The organism is Olegusella sp. (assembly GCF_057238325.1).
In genome coordinates this window covers 38468-58985 of sequence record NZ_DBHHGF010000008.1, presented here as the reverse complement: position 1 = coordinate 58985, position 20518 = coordinate 38468, and the positions used below count along the sequence as shown (strand labels likewise).

At 43.6% G+C, this 20518-nt stretch carries 14 protein-coding genes; 8 read left to right on the top strand and 6 right to left on the bottom strand.

The annotated features are described in order from the left end of the window. Positions 1 to 5: 5 nt before the first annotated feature. The 3 genes from ACO5JD_RS06820 to ACO5JD_RS06810 form a co-directional block, all read right to left on the bottom strand. Complete coding sequence (locus tag ACO5JD_RS06820) at positions 6 to 2156, bottom strand: glycosyltransferase (protein WP_484988648.1); 2151 nt, start codon at positions 2154 to 2156, stop codon at positions 6 to 8. A gap of 63 nt (positions 2157 to 2219) precedes the next feature. Then, on the bottom strand, positions 2220 to 3359 hold the full coding sequence (locus tag ACO5JD_RS06815) for a CDP-glycerol glycerophosphotransferase family protein (protein ID WP_484988646.1): 1140 nt from the start codon (positions 3357 to 3359) through the stop codon (positions 2220 to 2222). A gap of 9 nt (positions 3360 to 3368) precedes the next feature. Next, positions 3369 to 4685: a CDP-glycerol glycerophosphotransferase family protein gene (locus tag ACO5JD_RS06810; protein ID WP_484988644.1), complete on the bottom strand. Its 1317-nt coding sequence runs from the start codon at positions 4683 to 4685 to the stop codon at positions 3369 to 3371. 283 nt (positions 4686 to 4968) lie between these two features. Between ACO5JD_RS06810 and ACO5JD_RS06805 the strand changes: the two genes are divergently transcribed. The 6 genes from ACO5JD_RS06805 (at position 4969) to ACO5JD_RS06780 (ending at position 14458) form a co-directional block, all read left to right on the top strand. Further along, on the top strand, positions 4969 to 5244 hold the full coding sequence (locus ACO5JD_RS06805) for an AlbA family DNA-binding domain-containing protein (protein WP_484988642.1): 276 nt from the start codon (positions 4969 to 4971) through the stop codon (positions 5242 to 5244). 27 nt (positions 5245 to 5271) lie between these two features. Further along, positions 5272 to 6435, top strand: coding sequence for an ATP-binding protein (locus tag ACO5JD_RS06800; protein ID WP_484988640.1), 1164 nt, complete (start codon positions 5272 to 5274; stop codon positions 6433 to 6435). Between the two features lie 489 nt (positions 6436 to 6924). Beyond that, the gene (gene tagD / locus ACO5JD_RS06795; protein WP_021625507.1) at positions 6925 to 7353 is read left to right on the top strand and encodes a glycerol-3-phosphate cytidylyltransferase; all 429 of its coding nucleotides are present in this window, start codon (positions 6925 to 6927) and stop codon (positions 7351 to 7353) included. A 14-nt stretch (positions 7354 to 7367) separates the two neighbouring features. Continuing rightward, the gene (locus ACO5JD_RS06790) at positions 7368 to 9521 is read left to right on the top strand and encodes a CDP-glycerol glycerophosphotransferase family protein (protein ID WP_484988638.1); all 2154 of its coding nucleotides are present in this window, start codon (positions 7368 to 7370) and stop codon (positions 9519 to 9521) included. 123 nt (positions 9522 to 9644) lie between these two features. After that, a complete protein-coding gene (locus tag ACO5JD_RS06785; RefSeq protein WP_484988636.1) occupies positions 9645 to 12308 on the top strand; it encodes an RICIN domain-containing protein in 2664 nt (887 codons plus the stop codon). Positions 12309 to 12340: 32 nt separating this feature from the next. Then, entirely contained in the window at positions 12341 to 14458 is a 2118-nt protein-coding gene (locus ACO5JD_RS06780) for a DUF6541 family protein (protein ID WP_484988634.1), read from the top strand. Here ACO5JD_RS06780 and ACO5JD_RS06775 read toward each other — a convergent pair whose 3' ends face one another. Both ACO5JD_RS06775 and ACO5JD_RS06770 read right to left on the bottom strand, forming a co-directional pair. Continuing rightward, the gene (locus ACO5JD_RS06775) at positions 14459 to 15649 is read right to left on the bottom strand and encodes a Coenzyme F420 hydrogenase/dehydrogenase, beta subunit C-terminal domain (RefSeq protein WP_484988632.1); all 1191 of its coding nucleotides are present in this window, start codon (positions 15647 to 15649) and stop codon (positions 14459 to 14461) included. Continuing rightward, a complete protein-coding gene (locus ACO5JD_RS06770) occupies positions 15646 to 16803 on the bottom strand; it encodes a CapA family protein (protein ID WP_484988630.1) in 1158 nt (385 codons plus the stop codon). The genes ACO5JD_RS06775 and ACO5JD_RS06770 overlap by 4 nt, the downstream gene beginning before the upstream one ends. 133 nt (positions 16804 to 16936) lie before the next feature. On the opposite strand from ACO5JD_RS06770, the gene ACO5JD_RS06765 reads away from it, so the two are divergent. Both ACO5JD_RS06765 and ACO5JD_RS06760 read left to right on the top strand, forming a co-directional pair. Next, entirely contained in the window at positions 16937 to 18016 is a 1080-nt protein-coding gene (locus ACO5JD_RS06765) for an NAD-dependent epimerase/dehydratase family protein (protein ID WP_484988628.1), read from the top strand. A 40-nt stretch (positions 18017 to 18056) separates the two neighbouring features. Next, positions 18057 to 18974 (top strand): ATP-grasp fold amidoligase family protein, encoded by a 918-nt coding sequence (locus ACO5JD_RS06760; protein ID WP_484988626.1) that lies wholly within the window; start codon positions 18057 to 18059, stop codon positions 18972 to 18974. 5 nt (positions 18975 to 18979) lie between these two features. Here ACO5JD_RS06760 and ACO5JD_RS06755 read toward each other — a convergent pair whose 3' ends face one another. Continuing rightward, positions 18980 to 20509, bottom strand: coding sequence for a lipopolysaccharide biosynthesis protein (locus ACO5JD_RS06755; RefSeq protein ID WP_484988624.1), 1530 nt, complete (start codon positions 20507 to 20509; stop codon positions 18980 to 18982). Positions 20510 to 20518: the final 9 nt, after the last annotated feature.

The window sequence follows — 20518 nt, the reverse complement described above, 5'->3', positions numbered from 1 at the left end:
CTTGACTAGTGCTTGAGTAAGTTGCGTAGTATTGGACCAAGAGGCGTTTTGAGTATGAATCTACTAAAGCCCCGCAGTCCTTTTCGCTTGAGCTCTTGCCGAAGCTTTGTGTTTTGTACACGTTCTGCATAATAACGTTCTCGATAGTCATTGCGCTGATTACGTATGGTGACATAGCGCTCTAGACCCATCTGCTTATGGTAGAGCGGCTCATTGTGCTTCAGGAGGTAGAGTAGTTCCTCGGGACTGCGTGCTATAAACTCATGTTGGTCTTCAAGATGAGGAAGAAGAGCTGCGATATAGCTGTCTTTAATGTAGCGCGCTTTATACTTGAATGAGACAAAGTCATCATCTCGGAGATCTTCGATGAGGACACCAGCAGCAAAATGTTCAAAAGATTTTTCTGCTGCCTCATATGCACCCTGCTCTATGAGAAGAGTCTTCATACGGACAAGAGCATCCGCGCGAAGATTTTCAGCTTTGATTTGCTCGCGAGCGATACGTACTGCACCCATTGCACGATCGCGCTTGAGAGTGCGTATACATTTTAGGGGGCTACATTCGAGGGTATGAGCTGTTAGTAGTGTACGCAACATGAGCTCTGAGGGGTCATAGTCAAAGGGGTATTTTTCCAGATGGTCAAAGACCTGCGAAAGTAAGGTTGTTTTGATGCAAAAGTTTCCAAAGTTTGTAGGCATGAGTTCAAAGAGCTGGGGGTAGATCGTCTCAATCGGGCTCACCCCAATAGGGCATTCAAGAGTATTGAGTGAATCCACAAGCAAAATATCTGCTGAGCTTTGATGGGTAACGGCAATTAACTGTTCTGCACTATTCTTTTGCAGGGTGGCATTGCTCGCTACTACATATACTTTGTCAGTGCGTATATGAGCAAAGACTTCGTGAGCATTACCATTGAGATAGCTGATACGCTTGTCAAAGCTGGCAACATGCTGGGAAAATATACCAGAATAATCCCAGCTTCCCCCTTCATCCCATGCAATGATATCGATAGATGCAGAGCTGTTTTGGGTATTGAGTAGACGTAAAATGCCTGAGATAAACGCATAGTTATTATGCGCATTTACCAGTAGAGTAAGCTCAGGGCTTTTAACGCGCTCAAGCTTTTTTAGTTTTTTGTCGTAGAGCCCCATTACTTCGCGATAAAAAATTTTGCGTGTTTCTTCTATTTCAGGATTTTCGAGCACCGCTTCAGGCTTCAGTCGACTGAAAATCTTTCTTACTCGTTCGAAGAGTTGAGGGTCGGTTTTTTGAAGCTGCATACCATTAAAAATGCTAACGGTAAGGCGTAGTACACGTCGAGCAAAGTGACGATAAATCTGTGCGTCTGCCTGGGGATAACGATCAAAGATAGCGAGCATATCTTCCATGCGTGACAAAGGAATAGTGTAGTCAGTGGTAAACATCGAAGAGTTCTCATTAGTGCGGCGGTAATGGTAGTACGCTTTGGGTACCCATACCAAAGTTTTGGCACTCAGCGCCGTGTCAAAAAGCCAAGGATTATCTACCCATCCCGCGCCACGTGCCTCGACAAAGTGAATATTGTTTTGGATGAGATATTCACGACGATAAATACATGCCCAGACTGCGGGATGATCCCACACAGTTAAAGCGAGCTCGGGCACTGTGCCAAGTGTGACGCGATAAGGCAATCCTCCATAGCTTGGAGGAGTGGTTACCGTTGCAGGCTCATACTCATTGGCATCCCAATAATGGTAAAAAGAGGAGCGAACTATATCAGCCTTTTTTGTTTCTGGATGCTGAGTGAGATATTTTTTTGCAGCAGGCATGATGTCTTGTTTGGGCAGGGTATCTAAATGTGCATAATGGTAGAGTTCTTCAAACATATGGATATCAACGAAGTCATCAGGTTCAAGAATGCCAATATACTCGCTCGTTGATGCAGCAATCCCTATGTTGACTGCGCAACCATAACCACCGTTTTCCTTGTCAATAAGTTTAAACTGTGGATAACGATTGACATAGTCCTGCAAGATAGCAAGTGAATTATCAGTAGAGCCATCATTGACGCAAATGATCTCAATATCTTTTAGAGTTTGTTGAGCTAGCGAATCTAAGGCTTGTCTGAGGTATTCTTCCTCATTGTATGTAGGTACGATTACCGATACTGCAGCCATCTGATATCCTTTGTCTCGCTAGTTGTCAGTACTAATTATTATCGCAAATTATATGAATTGGTTTTATTTATCTATATGCTTGCAGATGAGCTGAATAACGCGTTCGGTTGAATGCCTATTAAGCCCAGTAAAGTAGGTATTGATAAAGTTGGCAAACTCGGACTGGATATAGCGTAGTGCTATTGGATTATTTAGTACTTCTGCGATTTCACTTGCCAGAGCCGTACCAAAGAGCTGATTATCTTTCATCGGATCAATATTAAGACCAGGTGAAAGACGATACTCTTCGTAATCAGGCATATAAAAAAGTACGGGACAACCAACAATACCAGCTTCAAGAGCAATTGCAGAATAATCAGATATGACAACATCTGCTAGTTGTAGTAATTCTTCGGTTTGATGACCAAGCATTACAAAAACATTTGAGGGCAGTTCCTTTGGGTTTTTAAGAGTAGTAAGAGGATGTTTGGAGACAATGAGGTTAACAGGGAGCGGGGCGATAGAGCGCGCTAATTTACAAATAGCATCTTCTGCCCAGTTATCTTTGATATGAGCAGTGCGAAGAGTGGGGGCATACAGGATGTTTTTATTGCCATTACAGAGCCAAGGATAGTCTTTTGCTAGGAGTTTTTTCACATGCTCCTTTGAAGGGGCTGCATACAGATTATCTATGCGGGGTAATCCCAAGGAAACTATTTTCTCTGCTGGATACCCAAAAGCTTCCGAATAAGCTTGCTTGCTTCCTAGACCAGTAGAGACTATGAGGTCATAGTTTTGATGCATATGAGCGAGTTTTGCATAGGAACTCGAACGACCAGCAGGAGTATCGAGACTTTGGTAACCAAACTTTTTAACTGCTCCCACGGCATGCCATAGTTGAATGACAAAAACTCCCCGTCGCTTTGGGGGGATACAGATGCAGGGGTTGTAGCCGTCAAGGATAACAACCCTCGAGGTGCAGGCATACCAGAGCTGGTTACACATAGGGCCTATGAGCTGCATGATTCCATGTTGTTCAGGTTTAGTACAGCGAATTATAACGGGGAGCGCAGTGTCTATCTCAGCTAGTTTGTCCTTGAGCATGAGAAAATCCACAGATGGCTTGCTTCCTTGGCGTGAAAGCATAACGACACGCCTCTGGAGAGGGAAATGCCTAAATATCCATGCAAGCAGACGTAAGCCTATGCCTAATACCCTCAGCATCTTGTTGTCCTAACGCTGAGCAGTATTCAAGTTAAAAATATGTTCGATGGCGCGCTCTGCTGCGTGGCCATCGTCTTTGGGGAGGAAGTACTTACGGAAGCGCTTATATTCCTCACCATAGCTTGTTTGCCAGCTATTCAGTTGTTGTACGGCGTTGACGACTTCTTCGCTGGTAGTACACTTGGGCCCTGGAATTTTGTGTGGATCAAAGTAAAAACCACGTACATGGTCATCATAATATTCAAAGTCGGGCCAGTAGAAAATCAGCGGTCTATCAGTAACAGCGTAATCAAAGAACACCGATGAATAGTCTGTCATGAGTGCGTCAGCTACGATATAGAGATCGTTGATATCGGGTACAGATGCCGCGTTATAGACGAATGAACCATACTTTTCAAAATCAAATTCGTTAGCGATGTAATAGTGTGGACGGAACAAAATACGCCACTCATTGCTCAGCTCTTTTTGAAGTAAGTCAAAGTTGATGAGTGTGTCTTGAACGTAGCCAATTCCCGCTTTATAGTCGTTGTCACGCCAGGTGGGAGCGTAGAGCAAGAGTTTCTTGTTGCGTGGAATGTCTAGTTCGCTGAGCACAGCTTCTCTTGCTGCAGCAAGAGAACTTTCTGACTCGCAGGCACGGGCGACACGATCATTGCGGGGATAACCAACCTCTAAAACAACAGAAGGACGGCGTTCTTCTTCAAGTCCAAAAGCGTCGCTAAGGTGCAGCGAAGTAAAAGGAGAAGGAGAGATGAGATAGCTCCATTTGGCGGAGTCCATCTTAAAGCGATCCGCTAGTTCAAGCGTAGTATTAAGGGCATTTGTGGTATCTACTTGCACATCATAACCCAGTCTTTTGAGGGGCGTTCCATGCCAGCATTGCACATAGACCTGGTCGGGTTTGGGTTGCACATACTCCGGGCAACGAGCATTAAAAATCCAGTACTTTGCACAACCGAGTAGGCGCTGGTATTCCTCGGTACTGCGTTGGACAATATGTGCGCGAGCTAGGCGAGGATCATTTTGGAACTGCTGGAGCCTGTCCTCGCGGAAAATCCACCAGAACTCATAGTCATCAAAACGAGAATCTGCACAGAGTGCCTCGTAGATAGCACGAGGGGAGTCTGCAAAGGAACGCCCCATAAAGCAGCTAAATACGACAACCTTTGGATCAGTTTTGATGTTTGCCGTGAGTTTTGCATAGGTGCGACCTTCATGAGCCCACCACTTTGCGCGTGCCTTTTGACGAGCTTTGGGAAAATACCTAAGTACTGCCTTGCCCGCGGTACGTGCTAATTGGCGTAGTTTCATTTTGGCTGTATTCACGCCAGTCCCTTCATGATGTGTTTTCTGTTAATCCGAGTATAGGTTAAGGCGGATGCTTTGGGGGAGGGATGGTAGAACCTGACTTTTGCAGTGAATTTCTCCCATTTCCGTGGTTTAGTTTGGGAAAAGGGGTCTATTGTTGTGACGATGTTTGTGTGGGAACTAGCTGGCTCCTCGGTTTTCTCATATCAGTCTGTTTATTGGAATGTTACCCCCGTCGGTAGCGTTTCGCTCTGCGATAGAATTAATTATGAATTGTTACCACATGGATGCGGAATGGTATATGAGCACAGACATTGACATTGCGTTGCTTGTAGAAGAGCTTCGTCATCACGATTCGGAAACCGAGTGGATTGAGTTCAAGTCAAATAATTCTAACCCAGAGATGATTGGGCAGAGAGTGAGTGCTTTGGCAAACTCCGCATGCAGACTTGGCGTTCCGACTGCTTATATAGTGTGGGGCATAGATGACGAGACACACGAGGTGACGGGCAGTTCGTTTTGCTATAGGCTCGAAAAGAGGGGCAATGAGGAGCTTGAGAATTGGCTCCATCACTAGCTTACGGATAATGCCTCTTTTGAGTTTATGGAGGCAGAGATTGATGGCAAGCACGTCACAGTGCTCATGGTGCGTGCAGCCTTCTATCACACGGTTGACTTCGAGGGGATTCCGTATGTCAGGGTTGGCAGCTACACAAAAAAATTGCGGGAGTATCCGACTGTCGAATCTGAGGTTTGGGATCGCATTACTAAGTCAGATTTTGAGAGCGTTACTGCGAAAGGTGGGCTTGTACTACCCGATGTGCTCTCACTACTTGACTACCCAAAGTACTTTGAGCTTCTCAACGCTCCGATGCCTCAGTCCCAGCAGAAGGTTGCTCACTACCTCCGCGAAGATGGGATTCTGTTGCGTCAGGATGACGGACGCTATGCCATCACGAATCTGGGAGCCCTCCTTCTCGCCAAGAGACTTAGAGATTTTCCCTCTGTTTCTCGCAAGGCTTTGAGACTTGTGCAGTATGAGGGACATGGACGTACCGAGATGTTACGTAGTAGAGACTACGAGGGAGGCTACGCTGTTGAATTTGAGGCGGCAGTTGAGATGGTCATGGCTCTCACACCCGCAAGAGAAGACATTATCGGTGCTGTCAGACAGCAGATGACAGCATACCCAGAGCGGGCAGTGAGAGAAATACTTGCCAATACCCTTATCCATCAGGACCTTGCTGTGGTGGGAAGTGGTCCAGTCGTTGAGATTTTCTTTGACAGGATTGATTTCACGAATCCAGGAATGTCGCTTGTCGATCTCATGCGTCTGGTGGATAACCCACCTAAGTCTAGGAATCAACGTCTTGCCAGCCTTATGAGGCGCTTCCGTTTTTGCGAGGAGCTTGGTACTGGATGGGATAAGATTATCTCCTCGTGTGAAGCATCGTATCTTCCTGCACCGAAGGTAGTTGAATATGAGGGAGCTGGAGGAAGCTTGAGGGTATCCCTCATGTCCTATGTACCTTACCGTTCGATGGATGCTTGGGATCGCATGATGGCATGCTATTGGCATGCGTGCATCTGCTTCACGAATGGTGATGTTATGACTAACAAGTCGCTCCGCTCTCGTTTTGGTGAAGGGGGACCTAGCCAATCTACCGTCTCGAAGCTGCTTGCGGCGACAGTGGATGCGGAATTAATAAAGCCAGTTGATCCGTCAACTGCTCCTCGATATATGCGGTACGTGCCTATTTGGGCGTAAAGCTAACTTTCCCACAACTTTCTTTACGCCGCCCATCTGCAGGTAAAGGCTTTGTAGTGTCGTCATATTGATTGCCCGTAACTTTCTTTTGCCTGGTTTTGGTTGGTTTCTAACTTTCCTGCAACTTTCCTAATATGAGTAAATATGCAGGCTAATGATTGAAATATTGTGAAATAGCGAAACTTATACAATAAATAGACTGGGTTTCACTTTCCTCGCACAATTTTGTGTCACCGATTGAAGCTGTCCTATTCAAGAAACTCTACTTTAAAGATGTAAAACGAACTTCCTCGGATGGCTACGATTTAGGGCAATGTCTTTACCATTACTACCTCTGGCTGTTCCTAGGCTTTTGCAGTTGGTCTAGGTACGTCTTTCTGGTTTTCTGTTAATCCGAGTATAGGTTAAGGCGGATGCTTTGGGGGAGGGATGGTAGAATATGTGTGTTGATTTATCTGCGAATACTTGAAGACTTGGGGAAGGCGGCCAATGCCTTATTTTTCTGGAAACGGTGAATATACTGGTCTTAAGCGTGTGTTGACCTATGGCACCTTTGATTTGCTGCATTACGGTCATATCCGCCTACTTCGGCGTGCAGCGGCACTTGGTGATTATCTTGTGGTGGCTCTCTCGACTGACGAATTCAATGCAGGCAAAGGCAAGACTTCGTTTTATGACTATGAGACGCGCAAAGAGATGCTTGAGGCTATCCGTTATGTTGACCTCGTAATTCCCGAGAAAAGCTGGGAACAAAAGATTGAGGACGTACAAAAGTATCACATTGATACCGTGGTAATGGGTGGTGACTGGGCTGGTTCTGATCGTTTTGAGTATCTCAAGGAATACTGTGATGTGGTCTATTTAGATCGCACAGAAGGTATTTCTACTACCGACGTAAAAAGCAGACTTCAGTCTTAGGTGGATTGTTTCTTATGAACTTTTATAAAGACGCTGCTTTAATCGCAGAGTCGGTAGATTTTGTTTCAACGGAACTGGCGCGTGCTCAGCTACGCACACTGGTAGTTGAGGTTTCTTGCGAAGAGGAGTTACTTCAAATTAGATTTCCTCGCGAGTTCGACTTGCGCGATCATATGTGGCTTTATCTGATAAAACGAGAAAAGGTACTTTGGGCACAAGAGCTTACAGATGTGGTCATTAGTTCGCATTTAATTTCGCTTGACCTACGAAATTGTCTTAGATATTTTTGTGAAAATGATATTAGACGTGCTTCATTTGGTCTGCTTGTGTCAGATCAAAAAGGCGATCAGTTTTTTTCATACAGTTTATCTCTACCATTACAAAGTAATACCAGTTATTGTGATTATGCTGCGGATTACTACCCATCGCTTATAACAGAAGCTTTCCACGAAGCTCCCTATCCTACATTTTCACATCAGGTGGGAAATGAAAGTGCGCTTGCAGTTACGCCCTACGCAAAGAAAGGCAATCGCACATTATCGCTCCTAGCTTCTTGGGAGGATGAGGTTCCCTCAAATTATCTGTTTGGCAAATTACTCTCTTTGAGCTGTGGCTTGGGAGGTAAAGTTTCTATACAAGTGGCAATTCCAAAAACGGAGTTTTCTTGTAGTGGTCTGGAATTGGTATATAGAAGTGTTTCGGAAGTTCTTGTTCATGAATTAAAAGTGGAAATTAAAGTACAGGTTGATCGAACTATCATTTCTACTTCTTTTTTCCCTGATAAATTAGGAGTACAGGAAATATACTGGGATTTTTTTGTCACAGTTTCAAAAGGTGGAAAATCCTATCGTGTGTACGTCAAGGTTCCCAAAAAAATAACGCATCGTTTTATTTTGCGTGGTACTCGAGTGAAACTCCCAGACGGGTTAATCTTTTTTCCCTACGCAACAGCAAAAGCTGGACGCCTTGCTTTTACCTGTAGGCCATCGTCTATCTATGACAGTTTTGCTACGAGAATGCGCTCACTATTAGCGGTTTTGCTTGCTCCTGTCGTAAAAGAAATTATAGGGAAAAGAAATATTTGGTTGGTATACGAGAAGTTTTGCTCGCTTGCAGAGGATAATGGTTACTACTTTTTCCGATATTGCATGGATGAGCTACCGACTACCGAGAATAAAGACATCTATTATGTTATAGATAAAAATGCGTCGGCTTATGCAAAACTAAAAAAGTACGGTCGTCATATATTGAATTTTATGGGTTTTCGTCATCTCCTTTATTCGCTTCTGGCGAATCTTTATATCGGATCTGACTCCAGCCAACATCTCTATCAATGGCGCGCTATGCCCAACATCATTCAATCGCGCATGCGGAAGAAAGATATGCTGTTTTTACAGCATGGCGTCATTGCGATGAAGCGCGTAGATAAGGGTTTTGGTGCAAGTAATTCAAGTCCTATAAAATACTTTCTTACTTCATCCGAGGCAGAGCGGCAAATAATTGTAGATTACTTTGGTTATGCAAAGCAGCAGGTTGCAGTATTAGGTTTATCACGTTGGGATGTGATTGAGAATCATGCTGATATACAGCATCCTATGATACTTGTTATGCCTACTTGGCGTCCTTGGCTCGAAGAACAGAGTATGGATGTTTTTACTACAAGTGAGTATTTCAGAGCATATTCTCAACTCTTGCATAATGAACATCTTCAGTCCCTTCTTGAAGAATACGATGCTAGCTTATATTTTTTTATACACCCCAAAATCAATGAGTTTACTGAGGCATTTCAAAGTGATAATGTGCGCATACATTTGGTGCCATTAGGACAACGTCCACTCAATGAGCTCATCATGGAATGCTCAATGCTGGTAACGGATTATTCCAGTGTGTGTTGGGATGTTTTATATCAGAATAAGCCAGTAGTCTATTACCAATTCGATCAGGCAGATTTCCTTGAATACGTAGGGAGTTATATAGATTTCAATACGGATTTGCCTGGATCTATGGGGCAAAATGTTGATGAAACAGTTCAGGCTATTGAGGAGGTTCTGGACAATAAGTGTGTGGCATTAGACGAGAATCTTAAGAAAGCGAATCAATGGTATGCCTATCGTGATAAAGAAAATCGTGCACGTACATATCGTTTTATAAAAAAACAAGGTTACTAATTTACTAATCTTCTCCTTGAAAGCGCCGAAATAATAAGTTGCGCATAGGTTTCGTGTTACTATCTTCATAACTTTGTAAAGACTGGATGATAACGTCGGTCTGTGCAGGAAGGATGAGTATTCATGCACAAGAACTTAAAAAAATCTATTGTAGTATGCGGTTTAGCTTTTGCCCTAGGAGCTGCTGCCCCGGTCCTTGCTTTTGCAGAAACTGATAGCCAGGGAGAGGCGGCCACAGCTGCTAGCAGCATGGCTTATGGAGATTCAGCTGTAGTTGCTGAAGCTCCATCGGTGGCATCTACTGAGTTCAAAAGTTCTGATTCTGTTGTAGTTGGAAGTGATGTTCTTCCTAATTCGGATGTTGAAAATTCAGCTCATGAAGACAATCAAATAACTGAAAATTTGAATACAGAATTGACTGAGAACGCAAAGGAAGTTTCTGCTTCTTTAGAAGATGAGAAGTCAAATGCAATTGATGCTGATGAGGTAGAGCCGCCCCTTGAGGATGGCACCTATGTAATTGGCTCTGGAAATTACAAAGGTCTTTCCAAGGTTGTAGATGTTTGGCATAACAAAGAATATAGCCATGCAAATGTTCAGCTTTATGAAAATAACAATACTGCCGCTCAGCAGTGGGATTTTGTCCACAAAGGCAATGGGTATTACACCATTGCTAAGCACGGTACCAAATTGATGTTACAGGTCACTGGGGAGCAGGGTATTGTTAAAGCAAATATTGAAATCGATGCTGAGAAAGAAGATTGTGATGCTCAGCTTTGGTTTTTGAAGTCTCTTTCCAATGGTGCGTATAACCTTGTTTCTAAACTTAATAAGAATCTTGTTATTGATGTATATGGTGGTCGGGTTGAAAATGAATCCAATGTTCAACTTTACCAATCCAATAATACTCAGGCGCAGCGTTTTTATATTTACAAAGCGCATCCTGAGGTTGCAGTAAGTGACATTGATAAGCCTTCTAGCGCTCATTTCATCACGACAGCGAATAATCAAAACTATACTATTGGCGTTAAAGGCGGCTCAAAGTCAAATGGCGCTAACGTCCAACTTGAGAAAGTAACCTCAAACTCACAGTTGCAGAAGCTGTATTTGCAAAATGCGGGCGATGGTTTTTACTACATCAATTTGATGGGAACTGGCAAAGTTCTTACTATGAAAAATAGTGTCGTCAATGGATCTAATGTATACCAAGATTCTAAACGAGGTCTGAATAATCAAAAGTGGGCTTTGCGCAGTAATCCTGATGGAAGCTTTCGCTTGATCAATAAGGCGACGGGTCTTTTGTTAGACGTAAGCGGAGGAAAAAATCGTAGTGGTATCAACCTCCAAGGCTTTATAGCGAATGGTACGTCCGCTCAGAATTTTAACTTACAAAAAACGAGTCTAATTGATGAGGGAATCTATACCATTGGTAGCTTCATTAATCCAAACAAGGTGTTTGACGTTACTTCTGGCAGAAATACCTCAGGAACAGCAGTTAGAATGTTTAGCTCCAATGGCACTCGTGCGCAGCGCTTTGAAATTAAGAAAATTGATGGATATGAGAATGTGTATCGTTTTCGCACCGCAGCATCTGGCGGTTGGTTAACTTTCAATCCTGAAAAAGGATTTATTCAAGATGGCGACAGTACCACTGTAGCTAATGAACATAATCAGTGGGATCTTGCTTGGAATGGTAATGCATTTTCATTATATAGCCTTGCAGTGCCAAATAGGGTTTTAGGTCTAGGTAGTGGGCAAGTTCATGATGGAAGTTCCCTTTCGTTATATGAGCCTACAGACTCTTATTCGTACTTTGTTTTTAATCCTGCTCAGCTTGTTGCAGATGGCACTTACAAGATTGTTTCTCAGCTGGGTACTGTGCTTGGTGCTAATCGTACAGATAATAAAAATGGTGGCAACATTTCAGCAGGCAGATTTAGGAATTTTGATAGCCAGAAATTCCAAGTAACTAATGTAGGGAACAACGTTGTTACCCTGAAAAATGCTAACTCAGACAAGCTTGTTGAAATCTATCATGGATCAAGTGCGGCAGGAGCTAATGTTTGTCAATTCCAAAGCAATGGGACGGCTGCACAAAAATGGGTAGTAGAAATTGCTGATGGTGGTTGGTTAAGCTTCAAAAACCTTAAGTCTGGCCTTGTACTGGATATCTCTGGAGCTTCAAAGGCAGACGGAGCCAACGTTCACCAATGGGAAAATAATAATACTGCTGCACAGAAATGGATTATTCAAGATACAAGTCACTGGGATTTGAGTGGTGGCAAGTATGTTTACGTTAATGAAAAGGGTAAGAGAAGTAACTGGAAGTACTCTACCTATGTGACTTATCGCAAAATTAATAATCTATCGAGCGGTACCAAGTACATAATTACCATCGATCAGAGTCGTTTCTATGTCAATGTGTACCACCTTGAAAATGATACTTGGGTTCCCCATAAAATTTTCCGTTGTTCAGTAGGCAAACCTGAATCTCCTACGCCAAAGGGCTTATTCAGGACATCTGGTAAAAAAGCTTATTACGGTGATATGGGCCCCAATGGCATCATCTATGAAACTGGTGAGTATTACTGGACGGAATTCTACAAGACTTCGGGTATGGGGCCTAGTTTCCACTCGCTTTTGTATTATGCAAAAACTAAGATTCTGTATCCTTATGTCAATAAGCTTGGGGCTCGTCAGTCTGGGGCTTGCTGTCGTCTAGAGATTGGCAATGCCAAGTGGGTCTATGACAACATCACTCGTGGTACAACTTGCCTTTCGTACTAGAGGTCGTGCTTATAATGTGAGATGAGGAGAGGGTGACGACATTTGTCGCCATCCTCTCTTCTTTGTATTTGCAAACAAAGGAATTTGTCATGTGGCTTCATTTTTTTCTTGCGTTGCCTATTTGCCTAGTTTTTGTATGTTTACCTGGCTATTTCTTAATAAGAGCATGTGATTATGATCGTTTTTTCAGTCTTGCTTTAGCGCCCCTTGTGACGATAACGCTTTACACGGTAGTTGGCATAGTATTTGAAAAACTTGGAATCTTTGCTTCTTGGGTAAGCGTGGCACTTCCTTTGTGTTTGCTTGCAACTGTGGTACTGGCTTTTAGACGACTGCAGCGGAGGAGAGGGGAATTACAATTTTCGTCCCAACATCTAGGAACTATTTGCACATCTCAAAACTCTTTCAAAGGGGAACTCAAGGTTTTTTTACCTTATCTGTTGATTGCACTCTTGGTTTTTGGACTGTATTATCTTCGACCCTTGGATGGTCCGTCCTCCCTTACGTGGAAAACAGATAATACTGAACATCTCAATTTGGTTTGGCGTTATGTAAAATCTGGTCAATGGTCAATCTTTAGTTCCTCTTTATTTGAGGATATATCCCATGCATCCATTATGGGGAAGCCTTATTATCCAGCGGCGTGGCATGTGCTTGCCGCAATGATTACGGGCTTTACAAATCAAAATGCGGCGTTTGGGGCTAATGTTATCAATGCAGTTTTACTCGTACCTTGTTTTCCTGCGGGCATTTATTTGTTTTTGCGCACTACGCTTAAAGAAAAACCACTCGCCTTGCGTTTGGGAGCGCTTTTTCCTTTTGCCTTTGGAGTATTCCCTTGGCACATTCTTATTCCTCAGGCGAAGAATTCGTTTTTTCTTGGCGTAGTTCTACTACCAGCGTTTCTCGCTCTGTTTGTTATGGTGTCTGAAGATGCCTTAAAAAAGAAATATGAGCTGGGGAAAATCGCCATCTTATTTGCGGGTTTATTAGCTCTTGTTTTTGCTCATCCGAGTATGGCTTTTACCCTAGGTGTAGCTTTAATTCCATATCTCATGGGGATAATTTGGCGTGCATACATAAATAGATCACGTCATAATTCGCGACTTAGTGCAGTTGTAGCAATAGCAACGTTCTTACTTTTTGTGGTAGCGGCGTGGCGTATTTGTTATGAGATACCTCTTGTCAATTCCGTCGCTCTTTATGTGCATTATGCCTATGCCCCCCTTCGCGCTACGGTTATCGAAGCACTCTTCTTAGGTTTTAAAGATGTGCCTATGCAACCTCTGCTTGCATTGTTTGTATGGCTGGGTATCCTTTATAGTCTCTACCGTAGAAACTATCTTTGGATAAGTGGGAGTTTCCTCCTTTACTGTATTCTCTTTGTTATCTCAGCTTCTCTTGACGGTTCCTTTAAGCAATATATGACGGGATTTTGGTATACCGACTACAATCGCCTCGCATCTATTGCTTGTATTTTGGCGATGCCCCTTGCAGCTCTTGGTATGGAATCACTCGTACGTGTCACTCAACATTTATTTGAGGAGCTTGCGGTTCAGGATGGGCGAGACTGTTTTAAACGCTTGCTAATTCCCTGTATATTTTTTGTAGCATCGTTTGCGATGATTTTTTATCCCAATATCAAGGTTCCGTATGAGGATGTCACTATTTCGACTGCCTTTGGATATACGGGAAGCCGCGCTCATAGGTACAACGACATATCTCGTTCAATTTTGGATCAAGACGAGCGCGACTTTCTTACTAGGGTAAAAAAGATCACTAAGGATGATCTTGTATTGAATGTGCCTGGTGATGGCAGCGCGTTTGCTTATCCCTTGAGTGATATTAATACTTATTACCGTCGATTTGATGGAGGTAATACTCCTGAGAGTGAAGTCATTTCAGACAAAATCAATGAGTATATGTACAACAGCGAAGTGCAAAAAGCGGTGAAAAAGACGGGCGCACAGTACCTTTTGCTTTTAGATAAAGATTTTGATGCTAAGCATGGTAAATCGAGTCTCTTTGATAAATTCCACAGCAGAGATTGGAAAGGCTTCGTGTCACTTACTGATGAAACACCAGGGTTTGAAGTGATACTCGCCAAAGATGATATGAGGTTATACAAAATCGATGCACTGGCAGATTAGTTAAGTTCCAAGAACTCTTTTTGCGAGTTTAACTAGTTGTGTGTCAGAAAGCAGGTCAAGGTAATAGTACAAGCCAAGTTGACGTTTGGTATAGGCTTTAGCTTGGGCAAAGTTTCCCTCACGGAACATTTCAAGTACCTGAGCTCGGTCCTCTGGAGCTGCTTGGGGCTCACAAATGGCGGCGCCGTGAGATGCGACCTCGTCAATAGTAGAGTCTTCTAAAACAAGTTGTGTTGCTTGTATGAGTGCTTTGCCCTTTTTGGTATTTGCAAGCACTGCCGAGATGCCATAACGCTCATTGAGTCTACCGTCCTTAGCTGACAAGAGTTCAGGGCGAACTTGCTCAATACCCCAGAAGTCTCCAATGGAGATATCCGAGATGCGTTCGGGACTGGCATAAGGACAACTGTGACAGGACTCGCGATAGAACTTCGAATTTTGGAAGAGATACCAATACGCTTCCTGAAAAGTAGTCTGGCGAATTACTTTGCCAGACTTGAGGGTGACTTTTGGTTTGTAACCAGTGCCACGTTCTTTATCACGAAAGATATATTCATCGATATCACTGTGATACTTGTCTTTGAGATATGTGAGATAGCAATTGAGCTGGTCGAGTGAGGTGTTGCCATGACAAAAAATATCTACTGTGGTGAGTGTCTCAAATTTCTTTCCAAGATAGCCGTAAAGTCCTGCGACCTGGCAGGGAAGCCCTGAGAAAAGGATGCGCTCACCTTGGCGAAGTTTTCCGCGAATTTCTTTGAATACAGGATATGCGCGACCTTGTGCATACTTAGAACCCTGTAAGCAGGGCAGATCTTGTGAGTCAGTTACAGCAAGATGAGAGATGTCTGCTTGAGAATTTTCGAGCTTCATCGTGGCACCATAGACGCTGCCCCCCTCAGCTAAAAATGCTGTTGCAAGCTCAAAAAAAGCACCGCCCGAGGCTGAATGCTGGAGCACGGCAGCGTTTGGTGACTGCGCTGCATACACTGTCTCTTGTTCCCTTTTTTCAGGTGGATTCAGCACGGGGCATACTTTGAGACAGCGCTTACAATTAATGCAGACGTCCTGATTGATATGTGAATGTAAGAAACCATCAGGGGTAGTCTCCATAGTGATAGCGCTGACAGGACAGGCTATTGAACAGGCACCACAACCTGTACAGCGATGAGGAGGTACTACTTCGTTCATGATTTTTCCTGCCATTCACTTTGAATCATGTCACGGAAGAGCTCCTGATGCGTCTCACAGCTTACCCAGTTATCCAAAATAAGCCAGTCGGTTTTGTCAAAGCGTCGGCGCATCTTCCACTTGCGATAGCGTCCGCTTGTAAGCTTGTTAAGACCAGCATAGATAAGTGAACGTCCAAATTTACCAAGAAGCCTATCAAGATAGAAACCCTTGCGTGTCTCAAGATGCGTTCGATAAATCTCGGTATAGCGTTTTTGGTCTTGTATTTCTTGTCCGCGCAGTTGAAAAGCTCCAAGAATCTCAGTTTTTTCTTTATCAGTAGCCAAGCGAATAGTGTTTTGCGGTTTGATACGCAGATTGTAATCGACTCTAAGACCATCTTTATCAATAGTTACCTCGAGTAGGAGTCCAGAGTAGCGATATTCATTGAGCGTAGGACGAGCAAAAAGAAAATCTCCTTGTCCATAGAGGAGAGTTTTGCCCTGATAGTTTTCTGCACAGCCGATGCAGTGTGTATGTTGGCCAACTACAAGATCGGCACCAGCATCGACAAATTTTTTGAATACCCGACGTTCAGTAGGTAGGGGATAGCGATACTCAATCATGCCACCGTGATAAAAAACGATGAGATAGTCACAGAGTGTTTTTGCCTTGCGAATATCATCGAAGCTTTCCAGTGGGTCGTAGGGATTGACGCCTGCTTTTTGCTCACCGGCGGCATTAAATTCATGCTCAGCACAGGCATAAAAACCAATTTTGAGTCCTCCATGCTCGAGAATATAGGGTTCACGCGCTTGGGTTAGATTTACACCTGCGCCAACATGGGCGATATTGTTTTGCTCAAGAATATCAAAGCTGTGCTGAATACCTTCCTTGCCCAGGTTATTAATATGGTTATTTGCCAATACAAAGAGATTGGGATTGATAGCGGTAATGCCTGGAAGGCAGGATACAGGTGTGGTAATAAGGGGCCCATGTTTTTCGATAAGAGTGCCCTTGCCCTCAAATACAGTTTCAAAGTCAAAGACGCGATAGTCAAAAGTCTTGAGATAATTCAAAAGCTCAGAGCTATAGAGTGCCTCAGCATCGCCTTGCTCAAAAAGATCAAAATTTTGTTTGGTAGGGGCGAAGTCTCCACCTATCAAAAGTTTCATTTCAGATCCCTTCGTTTATGTTGCGAATGCCGTAGCGACAGCCTTTTGATGGGCGTGAATGCTAGTATACGGTATTGATTATATGGGGTTTAACGCATGTAGCTGAGCTGGCGCCAAGAGTAATGGAGTAAAGATGAGTGACATGAACTTGCAAGGCAAGATAGTACTGGTAACGGGCGCTGCAGGTTTTATCGGATCGAATCTTTCGGAACGTTTGCTGGGATTGGGCTGTCATGTTGTTGGTATTGACAATATGAACGACTACTATGACGTTTCACTTAAGGAATGGCGCCTAGCAAAGATTGGTGAGCGTGCAGAAGCAAATCCTCAGGCTTCTTGGGATTTTATCCGAGGTTCGATTGCAGATAAAGCTTTGGTTGATTCCCTTTTTGAGCGTTATCAGCCTGATATTGTGATGAACCTTGCAGCGCAGGCAGGTGTGCGTTATAGCATTACGAATCCCGACTCCTATATTGAGTCAAATCTTATTGGCTTTTACAACATTCTTGAAGCCTGCCGACACAGCTACGATGGGGGAGCATGCGGTGTAGAACACCTAGTCTACGCATCATCGTCGTCAGTATATGGCGGCAATACCAAGGTACCCTTTAGCACTGATGACCGCGTGGATAACCCCGTATCTCTTTATGCTGCTACCAAAAAATCTAATGAACTGATGGCGCATGCCTACTCCAAGCTCTATGACATTCCCTCGACGGGACTGCGTTTCTTTACGGTCTATGGTCCAGCAGGGCGTCCTGATATGGCGTATTTTGGTTTTACTAATAAGCTTTTACAGGGCGACACTATCAAGATTTTTAACTATGGGAATTGTAGTCGTGACTTTACTTATATCGACGATATTGTCGAGGGTATTGTACGGGTACTTGTCCGTGCTCCTGAGCGCAAAACAGGCGTAGACGGACTGCCAGTGCCTCCCTATGCCATTTACAACATTGGTGGCGGTCGTCCCGAAAGTTTGCTCGACTTTGTCAGCACCCTGCAAGAAGAATTGGTGCGCGCAGGTGTGCTGCCTCAGGGTTTTGATTTTGAGGCACATAAAGAGCTTGTAGCCATGCAGCCAGGAGATGTACCTGTGACTTATGCAGATACCGAAGCTTTAGAGTGCGAGTTTGGCTATCGACCTGAGACAACTCTGCGTGAAGGTCTGCGATCTTTTGCCGAGTGGTATCGCGATTTTTATCTCAACTAGGTCTTGCGAGCTTGAATAAAAATTTGAAAGAGAGAAGCATATGAGTTTTGTCGGTAAGCTAAAAGAGGCCTATCCCGTTCGTTGGTTGTACTTTGCTTTGAAATTTAAACTTCCCATGCAGCTTATGGGCGAGCGCAAGGTTGAGGAGAAGATTTTTACGCAGGTATTAGGCTATGCTCCTAATCTTGATAATCCGCAGACACTCAATGAAAAGATGTGCTGGCTCAAGCTCCATGATCACCGCGATTTTTGCACGATGGTGGCGGATAAATATCGTGTTAGAAGTTATATTGCTGAGCATTTTGGTGAAGAGCATCTGGTGCCGCTGGTAAGAAAGCTTAATTCTTGGCAGGAAGTCACCAAAGAAGCGTTTCCAGATTATCCCACGATTATCAAATGCAATAGTGGCGCGGGCACTTGGAAAATTGTTCGAGATCGCAATAAGGTAGATTACAAACGTCTGAGGGGTCGTTGTCATGCATGGATGACGCTCAACCATTACTATGAAACGCGTGAATGGCAATACAAAAATATTCAGCCTTGCTTGCTTATCGAAAAGCTTCTTATGGATTCTGAGGGGCGGGTGCCAGCCGATATTAAACTGCATTTCTTCAATGGGAAATGTGCCTTTGTATATAAGGTTATCGACCGCGAGGGTGATAACTACCGTGCTTTCTTTACACCTGATTGGAAACTTCTGCCATTCCAGTTCACTTCCAAAGCTAAGTACAAAAAAATCACTAAACCAATCGTTGAGCCGCGCCCACAATGTCTCGATGAAATGCTTCGCATTGGCACTGAGATTGCAAAGAATTTTAAGTATGTCCGTGTCGATTTTTATGACATGGGCAAACAGTTCTACTTCAGCGAAATTACGCTCTATCATGGCGCAGGCTACAACCAGTTTTATCCCGCCGAGTACGCTGACGAGTATGCGAAGCTGCTTGAGATTGGTTAGAGCTTCTAATCATTGCTGAAATGAATGAGATGCTTTACTAGGTTCTTCTCGGAATTATTAAACGAGAAGAGATAAGCGGTTATCAAGAAACCAAGACTGAATATAAGAATGCCTAGGATTAGAGGTATCCAACCAATGGCACTGACGCCCATCCTGTAGCGTGACCATGCAAAAAACATGATGCTTGCGTAGGCAACTAGAGGAATTGTTTCACGGATGATATTTTTCCAAAAAGTCATCATATCGAGATGAATTTTTGTCTGGTAATACCAATTAAGGATGCATCCACTACTGATAATGATGGCAATACTGCTAGAAATAGCGGCACCTATGCCACCAAAAGTCTGGGCAAGAATAAGAGTGAGGATGATATTGAGTGTTGCCGCAGTAAGATAAACCATGCTTCTAAATCCGTATTTATTTATTACCTGAAGTATGGTTAAACCGATATTTTGCATGAGGTCAACAGTAAAAGGTATCATAACAATCACAGCAATGAGATATGCCTCAACGTAGCTAGGGCCTGCCCAAAGTATGATAAATTCTTTGCCAAAGACAATGAATCCGAGCAGTACGAGAAGCAGGGGATAAAGTGCAATTCGTGCTACACGGGTAAAGAGCTCTGATATTGCTTGAATATTTTTGTCTTTGTGCCACAATTCACTTACCTGTGGCATGAAAACTGACGATACAGCCATACCCAGTGACAAATAGATTGTATTAATGGTCATACCGACGGAATAAACGGCTACGACTGAGGTGCCATACAGGTATCCCAGTATAAGTTGATCAGTTTTCCAAAAAATCTGATCCGCGATAGTGCTTAGCAGAATATTTCTGGAGAAACGCATAAGTTCTCGTTCAAGGTCTCGATCATACTTGCGGATAGAGGTATCCATACCAAGTTTCTTGATAGCATAGCTTCGCTGTACAAATCTTAGTAGAGCATTGAGGGCAACCTGCGCGGCACTCACTGCAACTGCGTATGGCATTGCCTGAACCACTAGCAGCACGGTAATTGGTTGAAGTGCAGTTAAAGTAAGATTTGATAGCTTCAGGAAAACGAAACGCTCATGAGCTGTAATAACGGCAATGCTAAGAGTGTTATTCATGGTCAGCATTAAATTAAAGGCGAGCAAACCTATGATAATGCCACTTTCATTTAACTCCCAGGGAGATAGAGATGTCACATAGACCGTGCGAACGATGAAGATGAGAGCTGTAGCAGCAACGACAACAACAATGTTTGCTGTACTGTAGATTTTTTTGGAAATGCCAAGCGTTTTTGCCATGCCTTCTTTATCGCCAAGAGCAAAAAACTTGCAGTAATACCGAGTTACGCCAGCAGCAAGCATTGAACTGATGATATTGAGGTATGCAATGATTGATCCGATGAGTTGATATAGACCGTATTCCGCCTGACCAATGGTGCGTAGGAGTAGGGGAACATATAAAAGGCCAACTGCCATTGCAACAAAGGTATCTGCATAGGATACAAGTGCTCCTATTTCCCTCTGTCTTGATGAGTCTGTCATGTGCGTTGT